This window comes from Paraburkholderia suaedae (genome assembly GCF_040812055.1).
Classification (GTDB): domain Bacteria; phylum Pseudomonadota; class Gammaproteobacteria; order Burkholderiales; family Burkholderiaceae; genus Paraburkholderia.
Genome location: NZ_JBFOAH010000018.1, coordinates 118,369 through 136,079 on the forward strand (window position 1 = coordinate 118,369; position 17,711 = coordinate 136,079).

The following is a 17,711-nucleotide window of genomic DNA, read 5'->3' on the forward strand; positions in this document are numbered from 1 at the left end:
GATGCTGCTCGGTCCGCTTGCCGGATGCAGCCTTGCGCCACCCTATACGCCGCCGCAAATGGCGCTGCCCGCCAGTTACAAAGGAACGGGCCCCTTCGCGCTCGCGCATCCGGAAGCGCAGCTCGCGCAGGGTGATTGGTGGAACATGTTCGGCGACGAACAACTCAATACCCTGGAAGCGAGCCTGAATGCCGCCAACCCCAATCTTCAGGCGGCGGAGGAAACCTACACCCAGGCGCGGGATATCGTGGGCGAGGCCCGCTCGCAATTGTTTCCGCAGTTGAGTGCCCAGGCGTATGGATCGAAGAACCGCCAATCCGAGCACCGATTGTTCCGCGCCGCCGGAGCCGGACCGAGTGAGGAAGGTTCGCTCGGCTACGGGGCGGCCCTGTCGTGGGAGCCAGATTTCTGGGGCGAGATTCGCAATCGGACCAGCTATGCGAAGGCCAACGCCCAGGCCACTGCGGCGATGGTTGCATCAGCACGGTTGAGCCTCGAAATCGAACTGGCCAATGACTATATGGCGCTGCGGGGGCTCGACTCGGAGCATGCGGTCTACACGAAAACGCTCGCCTATTACAGCGAAGCGCTCAAGATCACGAAGCTGCGCTTTGCGGGGAAGATTGCGGCAGGTCTCGACGTCGAGCGGGCTCAGGACCAGCTCTCCTCGGCACAGGCGGCCGATACCGATATCCAGGCGCAGCGCGGTGTGCTCGAACACGCGATCGCCGTGCTCGCAGGCGAAAACCCGTCGACCTTCAGCCTGCCCCCCAAAGGACTGGCATCGCTGGCGATTCCCACGATTCCGGTGGGCATACCCTCCGCTCTGCTGCAACGGCGCCCCGATATCGCCCAGTCCGAGCGACAGATGGCGGCAGAAAATGCGGCGATCGGCGTGGCGCGTGCGGCGTTCTATCCGAACATTCAGTTGAGCGCCAATGCGGGATTCGAGGACGACGCCTTCGGTGGGCTCGCTTCCCTGCCCAACAGCCTGTGGTCGATCGGCGCGTCGGCCGCGCTTCCGCTGTTCGAGGGTGGACTGCGCAGAGCGGAGGAACAGCAGAGCAAGTCAGCGTTCGCGCAGGCCGCAGACAATTACCGCGCGACTGTGCTGCAGGCGTTTCGCGAGGTCGAGGACCAGCTCTTACTGACGAACAGTCTTGTCTCGGAGAACACCCAGCAGCAAGATGCGCTCAAGGCTGCGCTCAAGGTGCAGGACCTCGCGCTGCGCCTCTATACCAACGGTCTGGACAACTACCTCAGTGTGACGGTTGCGCAGGTCGCCGCGCTGAGCGCGGAGCTCGCAACGGTTCAGGTGCAGACCCGCCAACTGCAAGCAGCTGCAGGGCTGATTGGCGCGGTGGGCGGTGGCTGGAGCACGGCGGATCTGCCGACCTCGAAGCAGACGATCCCCTTCAATCCGGTTGCGTTTCACCACGCGCCAGGTGACGTTCGCGAACCGAATTGACGATGCGGCGTGACCGGCTTTGACTGGTTCGTAAAAACTGCAGGCCCAATCGATGCAAATTAGGCATCCTGATTACCTATACACACTACGCAGAAACTTGAATCAACTTGTCGAAACCGCTTCAATCACCCGTAAAGGAAATGAAGATGACTGACCTGTCTAGACGTAAGGTTCTGGTAGGCGCTGCTGCATCAGCGGCCGCCACTGCCAATGCAGATTCGTCCGGCAACCAGAACCGGCCACGCGAAGGCCGGATCAACGCGAAGAGCGCTACCAGCCTGAGCGGTCCGGGCCCGCAAAGCCGGACGCTCGCGGACCAGTTCCCATCGTTTCAGAATACGCCTCCCACGCACGTCGATGGCATGCCGACCTGCTCGACCTCCTTCAGCAACGCGCACAGACACTATCAGAACGGCGGATGGGCGGGTGAACTGATGCAGGACGACTTTGCGATTGCGGAAGACATCTCGGGCGTCAGCGTGTGTCTCGCGGCCAACGGCGTGCGCGAGATGCACTGGCACGAGCAGGCCAAGTGGGCGATCATGGTCGACGGAAAGGCTCTGTCACGTTCGCGAGGTGATACGTGAGATTGCGCGATGGAGAAAACACGATCGCTTGTGAAACGGATGAACTTTTTTTACACTGCGTCGCGCACGTTCGGTGAAACAAGTTTCATCATTTTCGAATCCGTTTTCCACTTACGCCGTGCGCCCAACGCGCATACTTCTGCCGGTTAGCCAGTCGCAGGAGTCGATATGTCTCATCCAATGCAAGTGGAACTTATCAACGAATACGGCGATCAAGCGCTGCGCGTCACAATCGGCCCCAGCGCCGCGCTGCTCGACGTACCCAACGTAGACGCGTTGATCGAACAGCTTGCGCTGTTGCGCGCCCGGATGCGCCCCGAGGTGTCAAAGGAAGTCTCGCACCGGCATCGCTACGTGGTCGAGGTCGATCCGTGCTGGTACACCGAAAAGCATCCGCTGTTTGAAGGCGCGGTCGTGTTTTTCCGACATACGGGCTTCAACTGGGCCGGGTTCGCGGTGCCGAAGGAAAGTCTGATCAGACTGATCGATGCGTTGACGATGCACATGGAAGCATCGCTGGAAACGAACGGCATGCCGAACTGAGCGACGCGTCTAGTGCGAACAATGCTTCACATTGGGAGCGATTCGCTGACGAGTCGAAAAAACGCTCACACGCACCCCGCCGGATGAAAAAAATTTCACGGTCGTGCGGCCGAACCGCTATCGACCCCTGCTTACACTCGACTCTGACCGTTGCAAAGCGCTGACATTGGCGCGCGGTGGCCAAGCTCTTCTACCTCTAAAGGAATGCGACATGAAACTTCCTCTGATCCCCCTCGCCCTTGCCTGCGCAGCGTTCTGCGGTTCCGCCTTCGCGCAGACCGCCACGCTCGCGAACGCCCCAGCCGGCACGCTGTCCGCGCCGGCCGACCCGCCCGCCCCCGCAGCGCAAGCCGGCCAATGGTCCGCTCCGTATGGTCAGCCGGTGGCCGGCAAGACGCGTGCAGAGGTCTATCAGGAGCTGATTCAGGCAGAGAAAGACGGCCAGGAGCAGTACCTGAACACTGAGCTCTACTCACACGGCTAAACTCATCCGGGTCACGACGAGACGACGCACACGATGGAGAGCGGTCGGTCGAAAGCGCGACGTCTCGCGCAGCTCGGCTGCAACTTGTGCTGGTCGCAGCCGGTGCGATGGTGTCGGGCTGCGCTGCCGACGCAACGCTTATTCCGGGAAATACAGGAAAGTGAACCGCCCCAAAAGGTGCCGACCGCATGCGACGTTAGCGATGCGGTGACCATCTCGTCGCAAGCACGCGACGCTACTCGTTCCCCGTCTCGCCCACCGTTCAGGTTGCGTTCCCTGTCTAAACATTTCTTCACAAACATGCCGGGTGAAAGTTAGTCGCTAGGCCCGATGATGCAAGGCATCGACGACCTGGAGCCTTTCAAATGGATCAGATTCAGGGAATGCGCGTGTTCATGCGCGTGGTTGATCTGAACAGCTTCGCGCTCGCCGCGCGTCAGTTGGGTATGTCCGCCGCTGCAGTGACCCGCAGTATCAACATGCTGGAAGCGCATTTGAACTTGCGTCTCATCAACCGTTCGACGCGTTGCCTCTCATTGACCGAAGCGGGCGCCGAGTATCTCGAGGGATGCCGGAGGATCATTGACACGTTCGACGAAGTCGAGTCGAGTCTAGTCAAAACGACGCGCTCCCCGCACGGAACGTTGAGGATAGGCACTTCCGCGACGTTCGCGGCATCGCAGCTTTTCGGGCTACTCGCTGCCTATCACCAGACGCAGCCGCTCATTGACTTCGACGTATCCCCTTTCGACTCGCACATCGATATGATCGAAGGCGGATTCGATATCGGGTTCACGGATACACGCCGTCAACTCAACTCGTCGATGGTGAGCCGGGAACTCGTTCAGTTCGAGGAAATGCTCGTGGCGTCGCGTACCTACCTGGTACGGCGCGGTGCACCCGCCAAACCCGCCGAGCTCGGCTCACACAGCCTGCTCATCGCTTCCGACGGCGCCGCCCGCACATGGGAATTGACGGACGGCACAGAAATCTACCGTGTGCAGGCGCCGCGCAATGCGCTGCGCACACCCAGTCATGCGGTGGCGCATGCAGCCGCCCTCAACCATCTGGGCATCGCTTTGTTGCCGATGCCGCTCATCGGCCACGATCTCGAACGAGGCGCGCTAGTGCGCGTTCTCGAGCAGTATCGTCTCAACGACGGCCCGCGTACCGTGTCGATCGTCTATTCTGGCCGCACTCAATTGACTGCAAAAGTGCGCACCTTCATCGAGTTCTCGGTCGGTTTCTTCCGCGCCAGGAATTCCTCTGTGCCACTACGCGAAGTGGCCTAAGCCAGGTTGCGCAATGCAGTTCGGGCGACGGGGAGAACACCCGATGTCCGTCACGCATCAGTGATGTGCGTAGGCTGTCTTATTCAGATTGGCGAGTTGCCCATCCTGCTGCAGGTGAATCAGCTGCTGCGCCCGCACGGCGTCGTCTAAAAAAACCTTCATTTCTCCAAAGCCGTTCTGCGACTCACACTCCTTTACGCTGCATAGCGACCGTCTCGTGTTCCACACGGTCTGCGCCGAACCACACCGCCATCGCCGCGTGTGCCTTCCCGTTCTTTCTGGAGATGACCATCATGAATGGCACATTCAAGACCCTCGTCTGTACCGCACTGCTTGCCCTCACGACTTCTGCATTCGCCGCCGGCAAACTGACGCCTCAACAGTGTGAAGACTATCCTTTCACGCCGCTCAAAGGATCCGTCACACACGCGCAATTGATGAACGAACTGAGCGAATTGGAATCCGTCGGCTATCAGCCGTCGAACGGTGACGATGTGGACTATCCGGTTCCGATCGAAGAAGCCGAGCAGAAGCTGCACCTCAAGTATGAAGCCGACTGCGTAAGCGCCGTGCAGCCCAGGATGTCGACACAAGCCGATGTCACGCAATAGCGGATCTGTCGACGCGGGGTACGTCCGCGCTCGGCATGACCGACACATGAATATCTCTTCATGCTGGTATCGCCAAAGCGCTAGTCCCAGTTGTCTATCCTGATTTCTGTCGGATGCAATGAAGCTGCACCGGCCACCCATCGGCTTAATATGGAAAATGACTATGTATAAACTCACTTTGGCTGCGGCCGCATTGAGTGTGATCCTGTGCAATTCGGCATTTGCACAGAACACCCCCAGCAATCTCAGTACCGGGAGCGCCACTGCCACGGCTGCGCCACAGGTCGCGCAGGCTGCAGTGCCTGCTCAGCCAGGGCAGGGGGTGCCGCCGTATGATGAAGCAGTTCAACCCAAGACGCGTGCCCAGGTCTATCAGGAACTCGTTCACGCCGAGAAGGACGGACAACTCGCCTACCTGAATTCGACTGTCTACGCCGGCGGCTGAGCGCTGCTGCAGGGAGCCTTCATGAACGCAGCAATAATCAAGTCTCGCCAGCCTCGCGCGCTATACCGGCATGCAGCGCGCCTCGCACTCGCCGTCACCGTGCTGCTGTCGGGCTGCGCGGCGCAAAACACACAGGACGCCGGCGGTTGCGTCGGACCTGCGAGCTTTTGCAACATCTACTTCGGATCGTGAGCGTTAAAACAGAATGCCCGCTTGCGTGGCATTCTGTTATCCGGCAATGAAACAACACGGGCCCGGCCCTGAAACACAATCGGCCCACCGGCAGCCGGACAGGCTAGCGCGCGCCAGAGATCCGATAACCGAAGCGGCTCACCGTGCCGATCTGAACATGGGGGAATCGTTGCGCCAGCTTCCTGCGCAGACGCGAAACCACCAAATTGACGCTTGCGGGGTCGACATCTTCCTTTTCTGACCATGCATACCGGATCAACTGATCGCGCGGCACTGGCATGTCCGGCTGGCGCAGCAGACATTCGAGAAGTTGGTATTCACGCTTGGTCAGGGGAAGACGGACATTCGCGTCGACGAGTTCCCGCGTTGCCGCGTCGAGCGTCAGGAGTGCGGGCGCCGTGACGGTTTCGTTCGCCGCCTTCAGCGAAGATCGATACAACGCCAGCATCCGCTCGTGAATTTCCATAAACGACCACGGGTACGACAGACAGGCGTCGGCACCGGCACGCAGCACGTTGATCCGATCCTGTGGGGCGATTGAGCGCACCATCGCCACGACGATGGCACTATTCGGCAGACTCGCGAACAGCGGCACGGCAGCGAGCATCGCGGCCTGAGCGGCTGCATCGGCAGCCAGCAGGACGACAGCGTCGAAGGGCTCATGAGACGCCACGAACAGCGCGTCGCGCGTGTCCTCGGCACGTTGCAGACTATGTGCACTTTCCTGGAATGCCTTGTGTAACCAGCCGGCTTCGGGAATGGCCGGTGACACCAATAGGATGCGCATGCGATCAGCTCGAAATCGATGGGTTCAGTTACGAATCAGGACACGGCGGACTACACGAGTGTGTGCGGCCAACACTCGACCGTCACACGGGTGCCCGGTGTGGCGTCTTCCAGGATCAGCCGGAAGTCGTGGAGCCTCATGACGGCGCATACGACGCTCAGACCGAGTCCCGATCCCGCAAGATGCCGCGTTTGCTCGGCGCGGTAGAAGCGCTGCATGACCGCCCCGCGTTCGGCACTCGGAATGCCGGGCCCGTTGTCGGTCACGACCGCCTGCGGACCGCGGGGGGTTTGCCTCAGTTCGACTGTGACTGCCCCGCTGTCGGGCGTGAATTTCACCGCATTATCGACGAGATTGCTCAACGCTTCGAAGAGCAATGCCCGGTCGCCGTGAATGCGCTTGACGGGTTCTGTCTGCACCGTCAATGCGATCGAGCGCGTCTCGGCAAGCGGCTCGTACAGTTCACAGATGTCGCGCACCAGATCCTGCAGTTGCATCTGTGCAAAGCCTCCACGACGTTGCAACGCGCCGATCTCCGAAATGCGCAACATGGCGCGAAAGCGCTCGAGCAATTGATCCGTTTCCGTGCGCGCGCGTGACAGCAGGTCGAGAAGCGCGGAGTCCCCACACGGCCGCGCGCGCTCGTCGATGTGAGCCAGCAGCGTGCGCACATGAGCAAGGGGCGTACGCAGGTCGTGCGCAATGCCGTCGCACGCGTCTTTTACTTCCGTCATCAGCCGTTCGACCTCGTCGAGCATGTGATTGACAAGATGCGCCAGCATGTCGAGTTCATCCCGCCCGCCCACGGGCAACCGTTGACGCAGATCGCCTCGCGCGATCTGCTGCGTGACCCGCCGGACGGCTCGGACGCGGCGCGCTTGCCGCGAGCTCAACGCAAGGCCTCCCATCATCCCGGCGATCAGACAGAATACGCCGGCAATGACCAGCGTCTTCACGATGTCGTCGCGGATCCCGATGATATGCGTGAGGTCGCGCGCCACAACCAGAATGTCGCCGTTGCTGGTGTGATTCGCCATGACGCGCACCACGGGTGCACTCAACCCCTCGCCGACAGGCAGCGTGTGGCCCAGCGTGACGGGACGGCGGTCGGTCGGCACTTCAGGTGGCAGGCGCACCACGTCGCCCGCAATATGCTTCCCCTGCGCCGTAAACAGTCCGTAGTAGTCCACATGCATACGCTCGTGCTCGATACGACGCTGAACGGCTCGGGCGACCTCGTCATGCGGAAGTGAATCGAAATAGGCTAGTTGCCACTTCATCACGATATCGTTCTGGCGCTCCATTTCCCCCGTCACGACAAAAGACAGCACGGCGAGCAGCGTCATGACCGTGATCGCGAACATCAGCCCATAGGCCGACAGCAGCCGAAAGCTCGCCGTATGCCAGCGGCGCCCCAGGCTTGAGCGAGGTTCAGTAGTCATCTGGTTAGCGAATGATCGATTAGCCGAAGATATAGCCTGAGCCGCGTACTGTCTGAATCATGGGCTGTGTCCCCGCCGGATCGATCTTTTTGCGCAGCCTTCCCATGTGGACGTCGATCAGGTTCGTGCCGGGATCGAAGTGATAGCCCCATACCGCCTCGAACAGCATCGTACGGGTGATCGTTCGGCCGGCATGGCGCATCATGTACTCAAGCACCCGATACTCAGTCGGCAGCAGAAGAATCTCCTGCCCGTCACGCGTGACCTTGCGGGAGATGAGGTCGAGTTCGATGGGACCGACCCTCAGCGCCGTTTCCGACTGCGCGGGCGGCGACGCTCGTCGGCGCAGCAGCACTTCCAGCCGCGCAACCATTTCTTCCGGATCGAATGGCTTCGTCAAATAGTCGTCGCCGCCCGCGCGCAACCCCCTCACACGTTCGTCGACGTCGCCCAGCGCGCTCACCATCAGGACGGGCGTGGTAATGCCGATGCTGCGCATCGTCTTCAATATCGTCAGACCATCGACTCCGGGCAACATCCGGTCGAGGGTGATGATGTCGTATTCGTCGTTGAGCGCGTGAGTCATGCCATCGCGCCCATCGCTGACGCGCCGGACGGCGTATCCGCGTCGCGTCAGTTCATTGACGATTTCGTTTGCGGCGATATCGTCATCTTCAATCGTGAGCACTCGCAACATAGGTCTGCCTGGGGCACCGGCCGATACCGGATAAATGGCGTTGGTTAAAAAGTCGCACCGGCAGGCGAAAGCCCGCACGATTTTCGCGTGCGTTTTGCAAACGCAAGGTTAGCGTTATACCGGGGGCGCAACCGCAGCATTTCGATGAAAAAAAATATAAAGACCGGACGCTTCGTGTCGAAGCCACCGGAAGGCGCGGACGTTCCTGACGCTTCGAAACGTGCGACACCGTCCGGGTAACCATGTTGAATAACGCCAGGGCAATCGCCGAACCAGGATCACCGGTCCCACGCACCGGCACTGCGAGACGGGCAGCGTATGTCGACGCCATCAGGCATGCCCCCCGGATCCAGGGCGATCCGCGTGCGGCCAGCACAGCAGGCCGTTGCTTCTCAGATCGACGGTGATCTCCTGGCCGGGCGTCAGGCGGTGATGACGTACCAGATTGAGCGGCGCGGCCAGCCACAACTGTTCGGCGCCACAACGCAAGGCGACCTGGCAAAGCGCGCCGAGATTCAGCAAGGTTTCAACCCGGCCGACGACAGGGTTGCCACTGCGGTACTGCTCCGCCTTCGCTGACGGAAGTCGCACAGCCGCCGCAGGGATCATCCAGTGAACCCGTTGACCCGCTGCCAGCCCCGCCTGCTGCGGCACCCGCAATGTCGAGCCGTTTGCTGTGTCCCACTGCAGTACGGTCGTTCCTGTAGCAGCTTCATGCCCGGTAACGAGAGCCGTGAAGACGTTGCGATGTCCGAGCAACCGCGCGACTGCCACACTCGCCGGTCGGGACAACACTTGCTCGGGCGTGCCCTGCTGCACGATGCGTCGCCCGCTCATCACCGCAACGCGGTCCGCAAGCATCGCAAGATGCGGATCATGACTGACCGCCAACGCGGGCAAACCGAATTCGTGCATCTCAGAGATGAGTTCGGCCATGACCTCGTCGCGCGTCGCGGCGTCGAGAGCGGAGGTTGGCTCATCAAGCAGCAACAATTGCGGCTTGCGTGCCAACGCTCGTGCCAGTGCGACGCGCTGCTGTTGGCCGCCGGACAGCGCGATGGGGTAATGGTCGGCGACCTGCGCGAGTCGTACGCGCGCGAGGAGTTCCATCGCCTGCGCGCGTCTGTGCGATCCACGCGGCAGTGCAAACGCCACGTTTTCCCACGCCCGCAGGTGCGGAAACAACGCGTATCCCTGTGGCAGATAGCCGATTGCACGATGCTGCGGCGGCAGCCCGCCGAAGGGCTCGCCCTGGGCTGGCAGCAGGCCCGCGATGGCACGCAGCAGTGTGGTTTTGCCCTCGCCGCTTTGCCCGAGCAGCACCGTGAAACCCTCGACCTCAAAGCTGGCCTCCAATCGCACGGGACGGTCGATGCGGTAATCGATGCGCATGGGTTCAGAACAGTCGCTGGCGCCGCGAAGCGAGGCCAAGTATCAAAGGCAATGGCATCGCCACCAGAAAGAACACCCACAGCAACGGGTACACTGCAGTCAGCCCGATGTCCTGCAGATTGACCCAAAGTTTGACCGGAATGCCCTGAGGGTAATAGGCCAGGATCAATACGATGCCGAACTCGCCCAACGCGCGCACCCAAGCCAGCGCGACACCGGCAGCGAGGCCCAGACGCGCCAGCGGCATGCTCACCTGCCAGAAGGTTTGCCACGGCGATTTGCCGAGCGTGAGCGCGATATGTTCGAGCTCACGCGGCACGCCCTCGAATGCGGCGCGGGCCGCAACTACGTAGTAGGGCAACGCTCCGTAGAACTGCGCCAGCACGAAAGCCCCGGCGGAGTTGGTCAGCTCGAAGCCGGTGCGTGCCACCAGACTGCCTACCGGGCCATAGGGGCCGAACAGCGCCGTCAGCAGAATGCCCATCGCCAGCGGCGGTGTAAGCAACGCCAGCAGGATGATGGCTTCCAGCATCCATTTGCCGCGGAACGATTGTCGGGCCAGCCACCACGACAGGGGCGTACCCATTGCAATGATCAGCAGGAGCGAGATCAGACTGTACCCAAGCGATACAGCAACCGCGCCAGTATCGCCGGGAGCGAAATAAAAACTGCGCCAGTGCGTGACAAACGCCAGACCGAAGAACGGCCCGGCGATCAACAAGAGCGTGAGTGCGCTGATCAGCGCCGGCGCGCGTGCGCGCGGCAGACCGTCTGCCGCTTCGGAACCGGCTAGCGCGTTCATGCTGCGTTAAACCTCACGTTGATGTTTGAATGGTCCTGCGGATGCAAATCTTCGCGTTGTCCGACCGTCACTGGATCGGGCCGCCCTTCGGCGGGCTGTAGCCGTTGTCCCGCAGCATCTTCTGACCTTCGGGGCTTGTCAGGAACTGCACGAACTTTTCGGCCAGCGCGGGCTGCTTGCTATCTTTAAGCACCGTTGCATAGAACACCAGTGGCTGGGTATTGAGCGTTAACGCCTTGCCGCTGGGCAGCTTGATGCTGAACTGCACCGTCTTGTACCACTTCGCATCCATGTCCGGGTTGCTCAGATTGACTTCATCCGGCAGTGCGATAAACGGCAAGTTGTGGGATCGCGTCGCGCTCAGGTAACCCGACGAGGCGTCGATCTGCCCGGCTTCCAGGCGAGAAAGCAGCGAAGGTTCAGCGAAAATCTGCTGCGGATTCTGGTAATCGCCGAGGATCTGCTCGGCCAGCCCCGGCTGCTTGTAAAGATCCTGGGCCAGCAACATCGTAAAAATGATGTTCTGGCCTTGCGGATCGGTGGCCGGGTCCGTGCGTCCGAAGTGCAGCCCCGGCGTGCGCAGTACCTCATACCACGGCTTTTTGCCCTCTGATGCAGCTGCGAGTTGAGGGGCGAATCTGCTATGAGGACTGTACGCGATCACCATCTCGGTGCTGGCCACCGGCACGGCCGGTCCAATCATGTTGGCCTGTTTGAGGATGTCGATCGGTCCCGGCGTTATGGAAATGAACGCGTCGGCCTGCAACAGTTTGCCCTGCAACTGCCGCGCGAGTGCGTAAGCGCCCTGACCAATACCCTGATACTCAACGCCGTTCTGCTTCGCGAATGTCGGGCCGATGAAGCGGTCCATCACCACGCCCATCGAGCCGGCATAGGCAACACGAAAAACGTCGGCCGCGTGCGTTGTTGCTGTCGCAAAGAGGCATGTGCAGGTCACCAACATGCCGACCCATTTGCGCAGCTCAGACATCGTCATCCGGTTTGTCCTCAATATTCGATCTCGCTCAGACGGTGATCTACGTCTCGTTCATTTACCGGAATTTTGCCGCCGCTTACTCGATCCCGAAGGCACCTCCGCCGCGCCTGCAAACCGCCATACTTCAATCTCGCGGATTGCATGGTTGTTATCTCGACCTTCGCGCCGCCGCCCAGGACGGTCCATATCATTCAGGCGATGCACACACGGCGGCGCACAACTCCTATGTAAGGAGATAGGCTTAAGGCGCCCCACTGGGCACTCATGCTACCGGGTACGGTTCCGCTCGCATGACAGCGACCGTCTCCTGACGGTCTGCGACGGCCTGGATTCTATTCGACCATCAGCATCACCTGCAGCGCGGCATAGTGCGCAGGCGAACAGCACGAGAATGCCCCATGCGGACAGGCCCGCAGTTACGATCATTCCGGTCATCGTCGGCTCCTGTCAGGCTGCACATCCGCTGCCTTCCTCTGTCATTTCGGCGAAACACTTCGCACAGGAGACGGCGGTGATGTTGGGCCAAAGGCTCACGCGCTCCCGAACGTCTACTTTCAACTTGCCGCATTCATTGCAGCGATCCAGGACACGGACCTCCATCGGGCGGCGGTGCCACTGCTCCAACGCGTTCATTTCAGTAGTCCTCGTATTGATATGCGACGGCGACGCTTTTCGCGGCGCTCTTCCGCAGTTCTGCTGACTCACTGGAGATAGATTCGGCTAAGGTCAACAGTCCGGCGATACACGTTCTTGTTCAGCGGGGACGAACGTGTACTCGTCGCGCGGCTTGCTACTCATATAAACCCAGTTACGCACAACATTGGACCGGCTGACATTCATATGAAATCGGCAAGTCCATGGAATCAAGATAGACCGACGGCTGCACGAAAACCATTCTACGAACGGTCACTGCGGTCCTACTTGGATATAGTGCGCTTATACGTTCGGATGGTAGACCGCCCAGACTACTAGCACGAAACGGCCCGTTGATCAGACTGACTCCCTGCACCTGCACGCTAACCTCTTGTTGCTTCCAGGTGGGTCACGAAAGGCCGGATTTGTTCGTCGTCCGGATTAACATACACGACATCAGTGGGCACACGACGAGGAGCGTCAACTGTAAAGAAGATTGCCGGCGACTCTATTATTTCAGTTATCGCGTGTACAGTGTTCCGCTCAAAGGTCACTAGCTGGCCCGCAGTGAGGACGCGGGGCGCTTCGTCCTCGATCGCGAAGGCAACCTTTCCGGTCAGGAGGTACAGATGTTCTTCGCACGTTTCGTGGTAGTGGCGAGGAATAGGGTAATAGACACGAAAGATCCGTGAGCTTGCAGAGGGTTCATCGGTGAGATAGACGTCAACAATCGTACTATCCGCCTCGTCCGGGAATTGGCTAATGATCTCTTTTATATCGAAAAAATCGAACAATTCAATCTCCATTGTGTGGTGAGGCGACGAACAAATCGATGCGTTGTACCGTCCGGTAGCGTGGACGTCGCGTTATGTATCTGGATCAAGTCGTCTATGCACTCGTCCTGTTCGCCGCGGCTGACTACAGCTTGCCACGTGGAAGCGGAGCCGCGAAATGGCCGCATTTGGCAAATGAGATTTGCCAAATGCGGCCGTGGTCCACAGGGAACCACTTCCGTACCGGTGCATAGTCGAACGGGACATGCCTTCCAGGTCACTTTCCGGCATCGATATCGGTTCTCGCCAAGTCTCGCCCCGGACACGGCGCAGAGGGAACCATGACCAGCACGAACTATGGCCCGCGCCGCTCTCCACCATCGCATGGGTAATCAGAAAATGCTCAACGGCCTTCCCTGCACGTTCAGCGTATCGACAACGAATACTGAAAGAAGATAACGAAAACGTCATCACCCGGTCAGTTCCAGGACACTTTGTCTGCGTACAGTAGAAGTCTCAGATTGCAAAAGCCGAATACCTACGCCGCGGCAACAACCACGTTTCTGCGCGCAACGATTTGTCCGCAGACGCGCGGGCGGACTTCTTCTCGAACGCGTGGGAAGGTAGCCTGTTGCGAATAAAAGGGAAGATTTGGTCGAACCGCTGAAAGCCTGCGTGTACCTGATGCCCCATCTGTTTTTCAAATCCGCCCCTAACGTCTCGATCGCCCTCATCTCCTTGTGGCTAGCCCGTCACATTCTTTCAGTAAGTTTAAGACGGCCGGTCATGTAAATTGCACGAAAGGCAACTTATGCAAAACTTTACGTTTCAAAATCCCACGAAGATCATTTTCGGCGAAGGGCAGATTGCCGCGCTCGACGCGAATGTGCCGCGCAACGCGCGTGTTCTGATCACGTGTGGCGGCGGCAGCATCAAGAGCAACGGTGTGCTCGCGCAAGTACAGGCCGCGCTTGGTGAGCGCGCGTGGCACGTGTTCGGCGGCATCGAGCCGAATCCCACTTACGAAACGCTGATGGAAGCGGTTGCGCTCGCCCGTGAGAAGAACATCGACTTTCTCCTGGCGGTGGGCGGCGGCTCGGTGATCGACGGGACGAAGTTCATCGCGGCGGCGATGAAGTTTGACGGCGAACCATGGGACATTCTTGCGAAGCAGGCTCCGGTGCGCGATGCGGTGCCGTTTGGCAGCGTGCTGACGCTACCCGCGACAGGTTCGGAAATGAACAATGGTAGCGTCATCAGCTACCGCGCAAAGGGCGATAAGCTGTTTTTCACGAGCGACGCAACCTATCCGCTTTTCTCGGTGCTCGACCCGACCACGACCTATTCGTTGCCGCCTCGGCAAATCGCCAACGGCGTGGTCGATGCGTTCGTCCATACCGTCGAGCAATACCTGACCTACCCGGTCGATGCAAAGGTGCAGGACCGCTTTGCCGAAGGGTTGCTGATCACGCTGACCGAAGTCGGCCCACAAGCGCTCGCCGACCCTCACAACTACAGCGTGCGCGCGAACCTGATGTGGACGGCGACGCTGGCGCTGAACGGGCTCATCGGCGCCGGCGTGCCGCAGGACTGGGCCACACACATGCTGGGCCACGAGATCACCGCGCTGCATGGGCTCGACCACGCGCAAACGCTGGCCATCGTACTGCCGGCAATGCTGACCGTGCGCAAGGAACAGAAACGCGCGAAGTTGCTGCAGTACGCTGAGCGCGTATGGAACATCACCGAGGGCAGCGAGGACGAACGCATCGAAGCGGCGATCACGGCAACCCGTATGTTCTTCGAGACGATGACCGTCGGAACTCGACTGCGCGACTACCAGATCGGCGGGGATTCCGTCGACACACTGATCGCCAAACTGACGGAGCACGGCATGGTCGCATTAGGCGAGCACGGCGACGTCACGCCGGAAGTCAGCCGCAAGGTCTATCAGGTGGCCTTTTAAGCCAGAACCGGAGCCAGCTCTACGATGACGCTAACTAAATTCGTCCTGCTCGCGTGCGCCGCCTTCGCGGCGGTTTCCGGCGCGGCGCTTGCCGACGACGGTACGCTTGCGCCTCGGCAGGCGCCCGCGAAGACCATTCCGGTGCCGACGGAAGTCAGCCCCCAATTGCAAAAGCTGATCGCGGCGCCACTGAATCCCGCCTGGAATGTCTTGTGGTCGACGGGCGAGCAATGGAGAACGGCTGCCGACGCACAGGCCGCAAAGGTCATGAAAACGCTCCCGGCCATGCGCGCGCGTCTGGACGTGACGGTGCAGGCGTCGACGATCAACGGCGTGAGGGTGCACATCGTGACGCCCAACTATATTCCGCCCGAACATCGCGACAAGGTGCTGGTTCATATCCATGGCGGCTGCTATGAGCTCTTTCCAGGCGAGTCGGGCACGGGCGAGGCCATCATCATGGCGGGTCTTGGACACTACAAGGTCATTTCGGTCGACTACCGAATGCCGCCGGAGGCTTATTTCCCCGCCGCGCTCGACGACGCAGAGACTGTGTACAAGTCGGTGCTCCAGACGAACGACCCAAAGAATGTCGGCGTTTTCGGGACCTCGGCCGGCGGCGCACTCGTGCTTGAGCTGATGCTGCGCGCGAAGCAGGAAGGGCTGAAAATGCCGGGTGCGATCGCGCCCGGTACGCCGATGTCCGACCTGACGAAGACTGGCGACTCGTTCTACACGAACGAAAAGGTGGACAACGTGCTGGTGTCGCCCAGTGGGTTCTGCCATGCCGCGGCGGTTGTCTACGCGAACGGTCATGATCTGAAGGACCCGCTGCTCTCACCCGTCTACGGAGATATGCATGGCTTTCCGCCGGCGATTCTGACCACGGGAACACGCGACTTGCTGCTCAGCAACACGGTCCGTGTGCACCAGAAGCTTCAGCAGTCCGGCGTCAATGCACAACTCGAAGTCTTCGACGGAATGTCGCACGCTCAGTACCAGATGGATGATCGCGTGCCCGAGGATAAAGCGGCATTCGCAGAAATCACTCAATTCTTCGACAAGCACCTCGGCCATTGATCCACATTCGAGAGGAGCGCTTGCGCTCCTCTCGACATGTCGACGCTTAGCGCATGCACACGCCGACGAGCTTGCCGACTGTGATCAGCGCCTTTTCGATTTCGGGCGACCACGTATAGCTGTAGTTGAGCCGGATGAAATTGCGGTAGCTGTTCGTGGTGGAGAACATATAGCCGGGCCCGATCGTAATGCCTTGTTCGAGCGCGAGCTGGTAGAGTTTCATCGAGTCCACGTCTGGCGGCAGCTCGACCCACAGCACGTACCCACCCATCGGCTGAGACGTGCGCGTGCCTTCGGGGAAAAACCGCCTGACCGTCGCAACCATAAGGTCGGCCTGCTGCGCAAACGCCTTGCGTACGCGCCGCAAGTGATGTTCATAGCCGTCCTTCTCCAGGTATTCGGCGATCGCGAGCTGTGGCACCCACGGTGTCGTCAGTGTATTGAGAAATTTGAGTTTTTCAACCTGGTCCCGGTAACGGCCGGGAATCGTCCAGCCAATCCGATACGCGGACGTCAGGCTTTTGGAAAACGATGCGCAGTGCAGTACCAGCCCTTTCGTATCGTACGACTTGAGGGGACTGGGATGCGAGTTGCCGAAGTAGAGTTCGTTGTAGACGTCGCTTTCGATAGCCGGCACGTCGTGCCGCTCAAGCAGTTCGACCAGATCGCGCTTTCTCTCGTCGGGCATCTGGAACCCGAGGGGATTCTGGAAATTCGGCATCACCATGCACGCTGCGATACGACGCGTGTCGAGAAGCCCAGAAAGCGCGCCGATATCAATTCCTTCACGAGGATGCGTCGCGACTTCGATCGCGTACATTCCCATCCGCTCGATCGCGTGCAGCATCGCGTAGAACGTCGGCGATTCCACGGCCACCGTATCACCGGGCTTCGCGACGGCTTGCAAGCACAGATTGATGGCTTCAGTCGCGCCGAGCGTCACGACAATCTCGTTGGGATCCACCGTCACGCCGTTCTCCAGATAGCGGCGCGCGATCTGTCGCATCAATTGTGGATTCCCCGGCGGTAGTTCAGCGGCCAGACCCCACTGCGTCTTGCGTCGCGCGATGCGGTAGGCATAGCGGTTGATCTTGTCGAGTGGGAACAACTTTGGATCGGGGTAAGGCGAGCCCAGCGGCACGGCCGACTCCGTTCCGATCGAGCGCAGCGTGGACAGCACGAGCCGGCTTACGTCCACCTGCGCGGACACCGCGATCGGCTTCGAAGTCAGCAGCTCGTTCGCGGCCTGATTTCCTGCGCTGGCCGGCGCGAGACGAACGAAGTACCCGGATTGTGGACGGCTTTCGATGATGCCCTTGCTTTCGAGCAGCAAATACGCGTGGATCACTGTCGTAATGCTGAGCTTGTGATGCTGGCTCGTCTGCCTGACCGACGGGATGCGATCACCGTGGCGAAACACGCCGCGCCGGACCTGGCGTTCGATGTCTTTCGCCAACCTCTCGTATAAGTTCACCGACTTTCTCCAGTTGGGGCGACCTTCCATCCCGGCGCGGGCTGCG

At 60.2% G+C, this 17,711-nt stretch carries 18 protein-coding genes; 10 read left to right on the forward strand and 8 right to left on the reverse strand.

Annotation, left to right across the window (positions count from 1 at the left end; all coding sequences use genetic code 11):
• Position 1: 1 nt before the first annotated feature.
• From ABQJ48_RS23265 to ABQJ48_RS23300, 8 genes are all read left to right on the forward strand, one after another.
• Complete coding sequence (locus ABQJ48_RS23265) at positions 2 to 1,468, forward strand: efflux transporter outer membrane subunit (RefSeq protein WP_367840395.1); 1,467 nt, start codon at positions 2 to 4, stop codon at positions 1,466 to 1,468.
• Positions 1,469 to 1,614: 146 nt separating this feature from the next.
• A complete protein-coding gene (locus ABQJ48_RS23270; protein ID WP_367840349.1) occupies positions 1,615 to 2,055 on the forward strand; it encodes a cupin domain-containing protein in 441 nt (146 codons plus the stop codon).
• 168 nt (positions 2,056 to 2,223) lie between these two features.
• Positions 2,224 to 2,598, forward strand: a complete 375-nt coding sequence (locus ABQJ48_RS23275) for a hypothetical protein (protein WP_367840350.1) — start codon at positions 2,224 to 2,226, stop codon at positions 2,596 to 2,598.
• Between the two features lie 211 nt (positions 2,599 to 2,809).
• Positions 2,810 to 3,082: a DUF4148 domain-containing protein gene (locus ABQJ48_RS23280; protein ID WP_367840351.1), complete on the forward strand. Its 273-nt coding sequence runs from the start codon at positions 2,810 to 2,812 to the stop codon at positions 3,080 to 3,082.
• Positions 3,083 to 3,447: 365 nt separating this feature from the next.
• Positions 3,448 to 4,374, forward strand: coding sequence for a LysR family transcriptional regulator (locus tag ABQJ48_RS23285; RefSeq protein ID WP_367840352.1), 927 nt, complete (start codon positions 3,448 to 3,450; stop codon positions 4,372 to 4,374).
• A 293-nt stretch (positions 4,375 to 4,667) separates the two neighbouring features.
• On the forward strand, positions 4,668 to 4,985 hold the full coding sequence (locus ABQJ48_RS23290) for a DUF4148 domain-containing protein (protein WP_367840353.1): 318 nt from the start codon (positions 4,668 to 4,670) through the stop codon (positions 4,983 to 4,985).
• A gap of 163 nt (positions 4,986 to 5,148) precedes the next feature.
• Positions 5,149 to 5,430, forward strand: coding sequence for a DUF4148 domain-containing protein (locus ABQJ48_RS23295; protein WP_367840354.1), 282 nt, complete (start codon positions 5,149 to 5,151; stop codon positions 5,428 to 5,430).
• A 21-nt stretch (positions 5,431 to 5,451) separates the two neighbouring features.
• Complete coding sequence (locus tag ABQJ48_RS23300; protein ID WP_367840355.1) at positions 5,452 to 5,622, forward strand: hypothetical protein; 171 nt, start codon at positions 5,452 to 5,454, stop codon at positions 5,620 to 5,622.
• A 103-nt stretch (positions 5,623 to 5,725) separates the two neighbouring features.
• On the opposite strand, the gene ABQJ48_RS23305 is transcribed toward ABQJ48_RS23300, so the two are convergent.
• The 7 genes from ABQJ48_RS23305 to ABQJ48_RS23335 form a co-directional block, all read right to left on the reverse strand.
• Positions 5,726 to 6,409: a winged helix-turn-helix domain-containing protein gene (locus tag ABQJ48_RS23305; protein ID WP_367840356.1), complete on the reverse strand. Its 684-nt coding sequence runs from the start codon at positions 6,407 to 6,409 to the stop codon at positions 5,726 to 5,728.
• Positions 6,410 to 6,459: 50 nt separating this feature from the next.
• Positions 6,460 to 7,851 (reverse strand): sensor histidine kinase, encoded by a 1,392-nt coding sequence (locus ABQJ48_RS23310; protein WP_367840357.1) that lies wholly within the window; start codon positions 7,849 to 7,851, stop codon positions 6,460 to 6,462.
• A 19-nt stretch (positions 7,852 to 7,870) separates the two neighbouring features.
• Positions 7,871 to 8,548 (reverse strand): response regulator transcription factor, encoded by a 678-nt coding sequence (locus ABQJ48_RS23315; protein ID WP_367840358.1) that lies wholly within the window; start codon positions 8,546 to 8,548, stop codon positions 7,871 to 7,873.
• A gap of 330 nt (positions 8,549 to 8,878) precedes the next feature.
• Entirely contained in the window at positions 8,879 to 9,940 is a 1,062-nt protein-coding gene (locus ABQJ48_RS23320) for an ABC transporter ATP-binding protein (RefSeq protein WP_367840359.1), read from the reverse strand.
• Between the two features lie 4 nt (positions 9,941 to 9,944).
• The gene (locus ABQJ48_RS23325) at positions 9,945 to 10,742 is read right to left on the reverse strand and encodes a molybdate ABC transporter permease subunit (protein WP_367840360.1); all 798 of its coding nucleotides are present in this window, start codon (positions 10,740 to 10,742) and stop codon (positions 9,945 to 9,947) included.
• Between the two features lie 67 nt (positions 10,743 to 10,809).
• The gene (locus ABQJ48_RS23330) at positions 10,810 to 11,733 is read right to left on the reverse strand and encodes an extracellular solute-binding protein (RefSeq protein WP_367840361.1); all 924 of its coding nucleotides are present in this window, start codon (positions 11,731 to 11,733) and stop codon (positions 10,810 to 10,812) included.
• Between the two features lie 1,022 nt (positions 11,734 to 12,755).
• Positions 12,756 to 13,166, reverse strand: a complete 411-nt coding sequence (locus ABQJ48_RS23335; protein WP_367840362.1) for a cupin domain-containing protein — start codon at positions 13,164 to 13,166, stop codon at positions 12,756 to 12,758.
• A gap of 790 nt (positions 13,167 to 13,956) precedes the next feature.
• Here ABQJ48_RS23335 and yqhD point away from each other — a divergent pair.
• Together yqhD and ABQJ48_RS23345 are read left to right on the forward strand one after the other, a co-directional pair.
• Positions 13,957 to 15,111, forward strand: coding sequence for an alcohol dehydrogenase (gene yqhD, locus ABQJ48_RS23340; RefSeq protein WP_367840363.1), 1,155 nt, complete (start codon positions 13,957 to 13,959; stop codon positions 15,109 to 15,111).
• 24 nt (positions 15,112 to 15,135) lie between these two features.
• Complete coding sequence (locus tag ABQJ48_RS23345) at positions 15,136 to 16,191, forward strand: alpha/beta hydrolase (protein ID WP_367840364.1); 1,056 nt, start codon at positions 15,136 to 15,138, stop codon at positions 16,189 to 16,191.
• A 46-nt stretch (positions 16,192 to 16,237) separates the two neighbouring features.
• Here ABQJ48_RS23345 and ABQJ48_RS23350 read toward each other — a convergent pair whose 3' ends face one another.
• The gene (locus tag ABQJ48_RS23350; protein WP_367840365.1) at positions 16,238 to 17,665 is read right to left on the reverse strand and encodes an aminotransferase-like domain-containing protein; all 1,428 of its coding nucleotides are present in this window, start codon (positions 17,663 to 17,665) and stop codon (positions 16,238 to 16,240) included.
• Between the last annotated feature and the right edge of the window lie 46 nt (positions 17,666 to 17,711).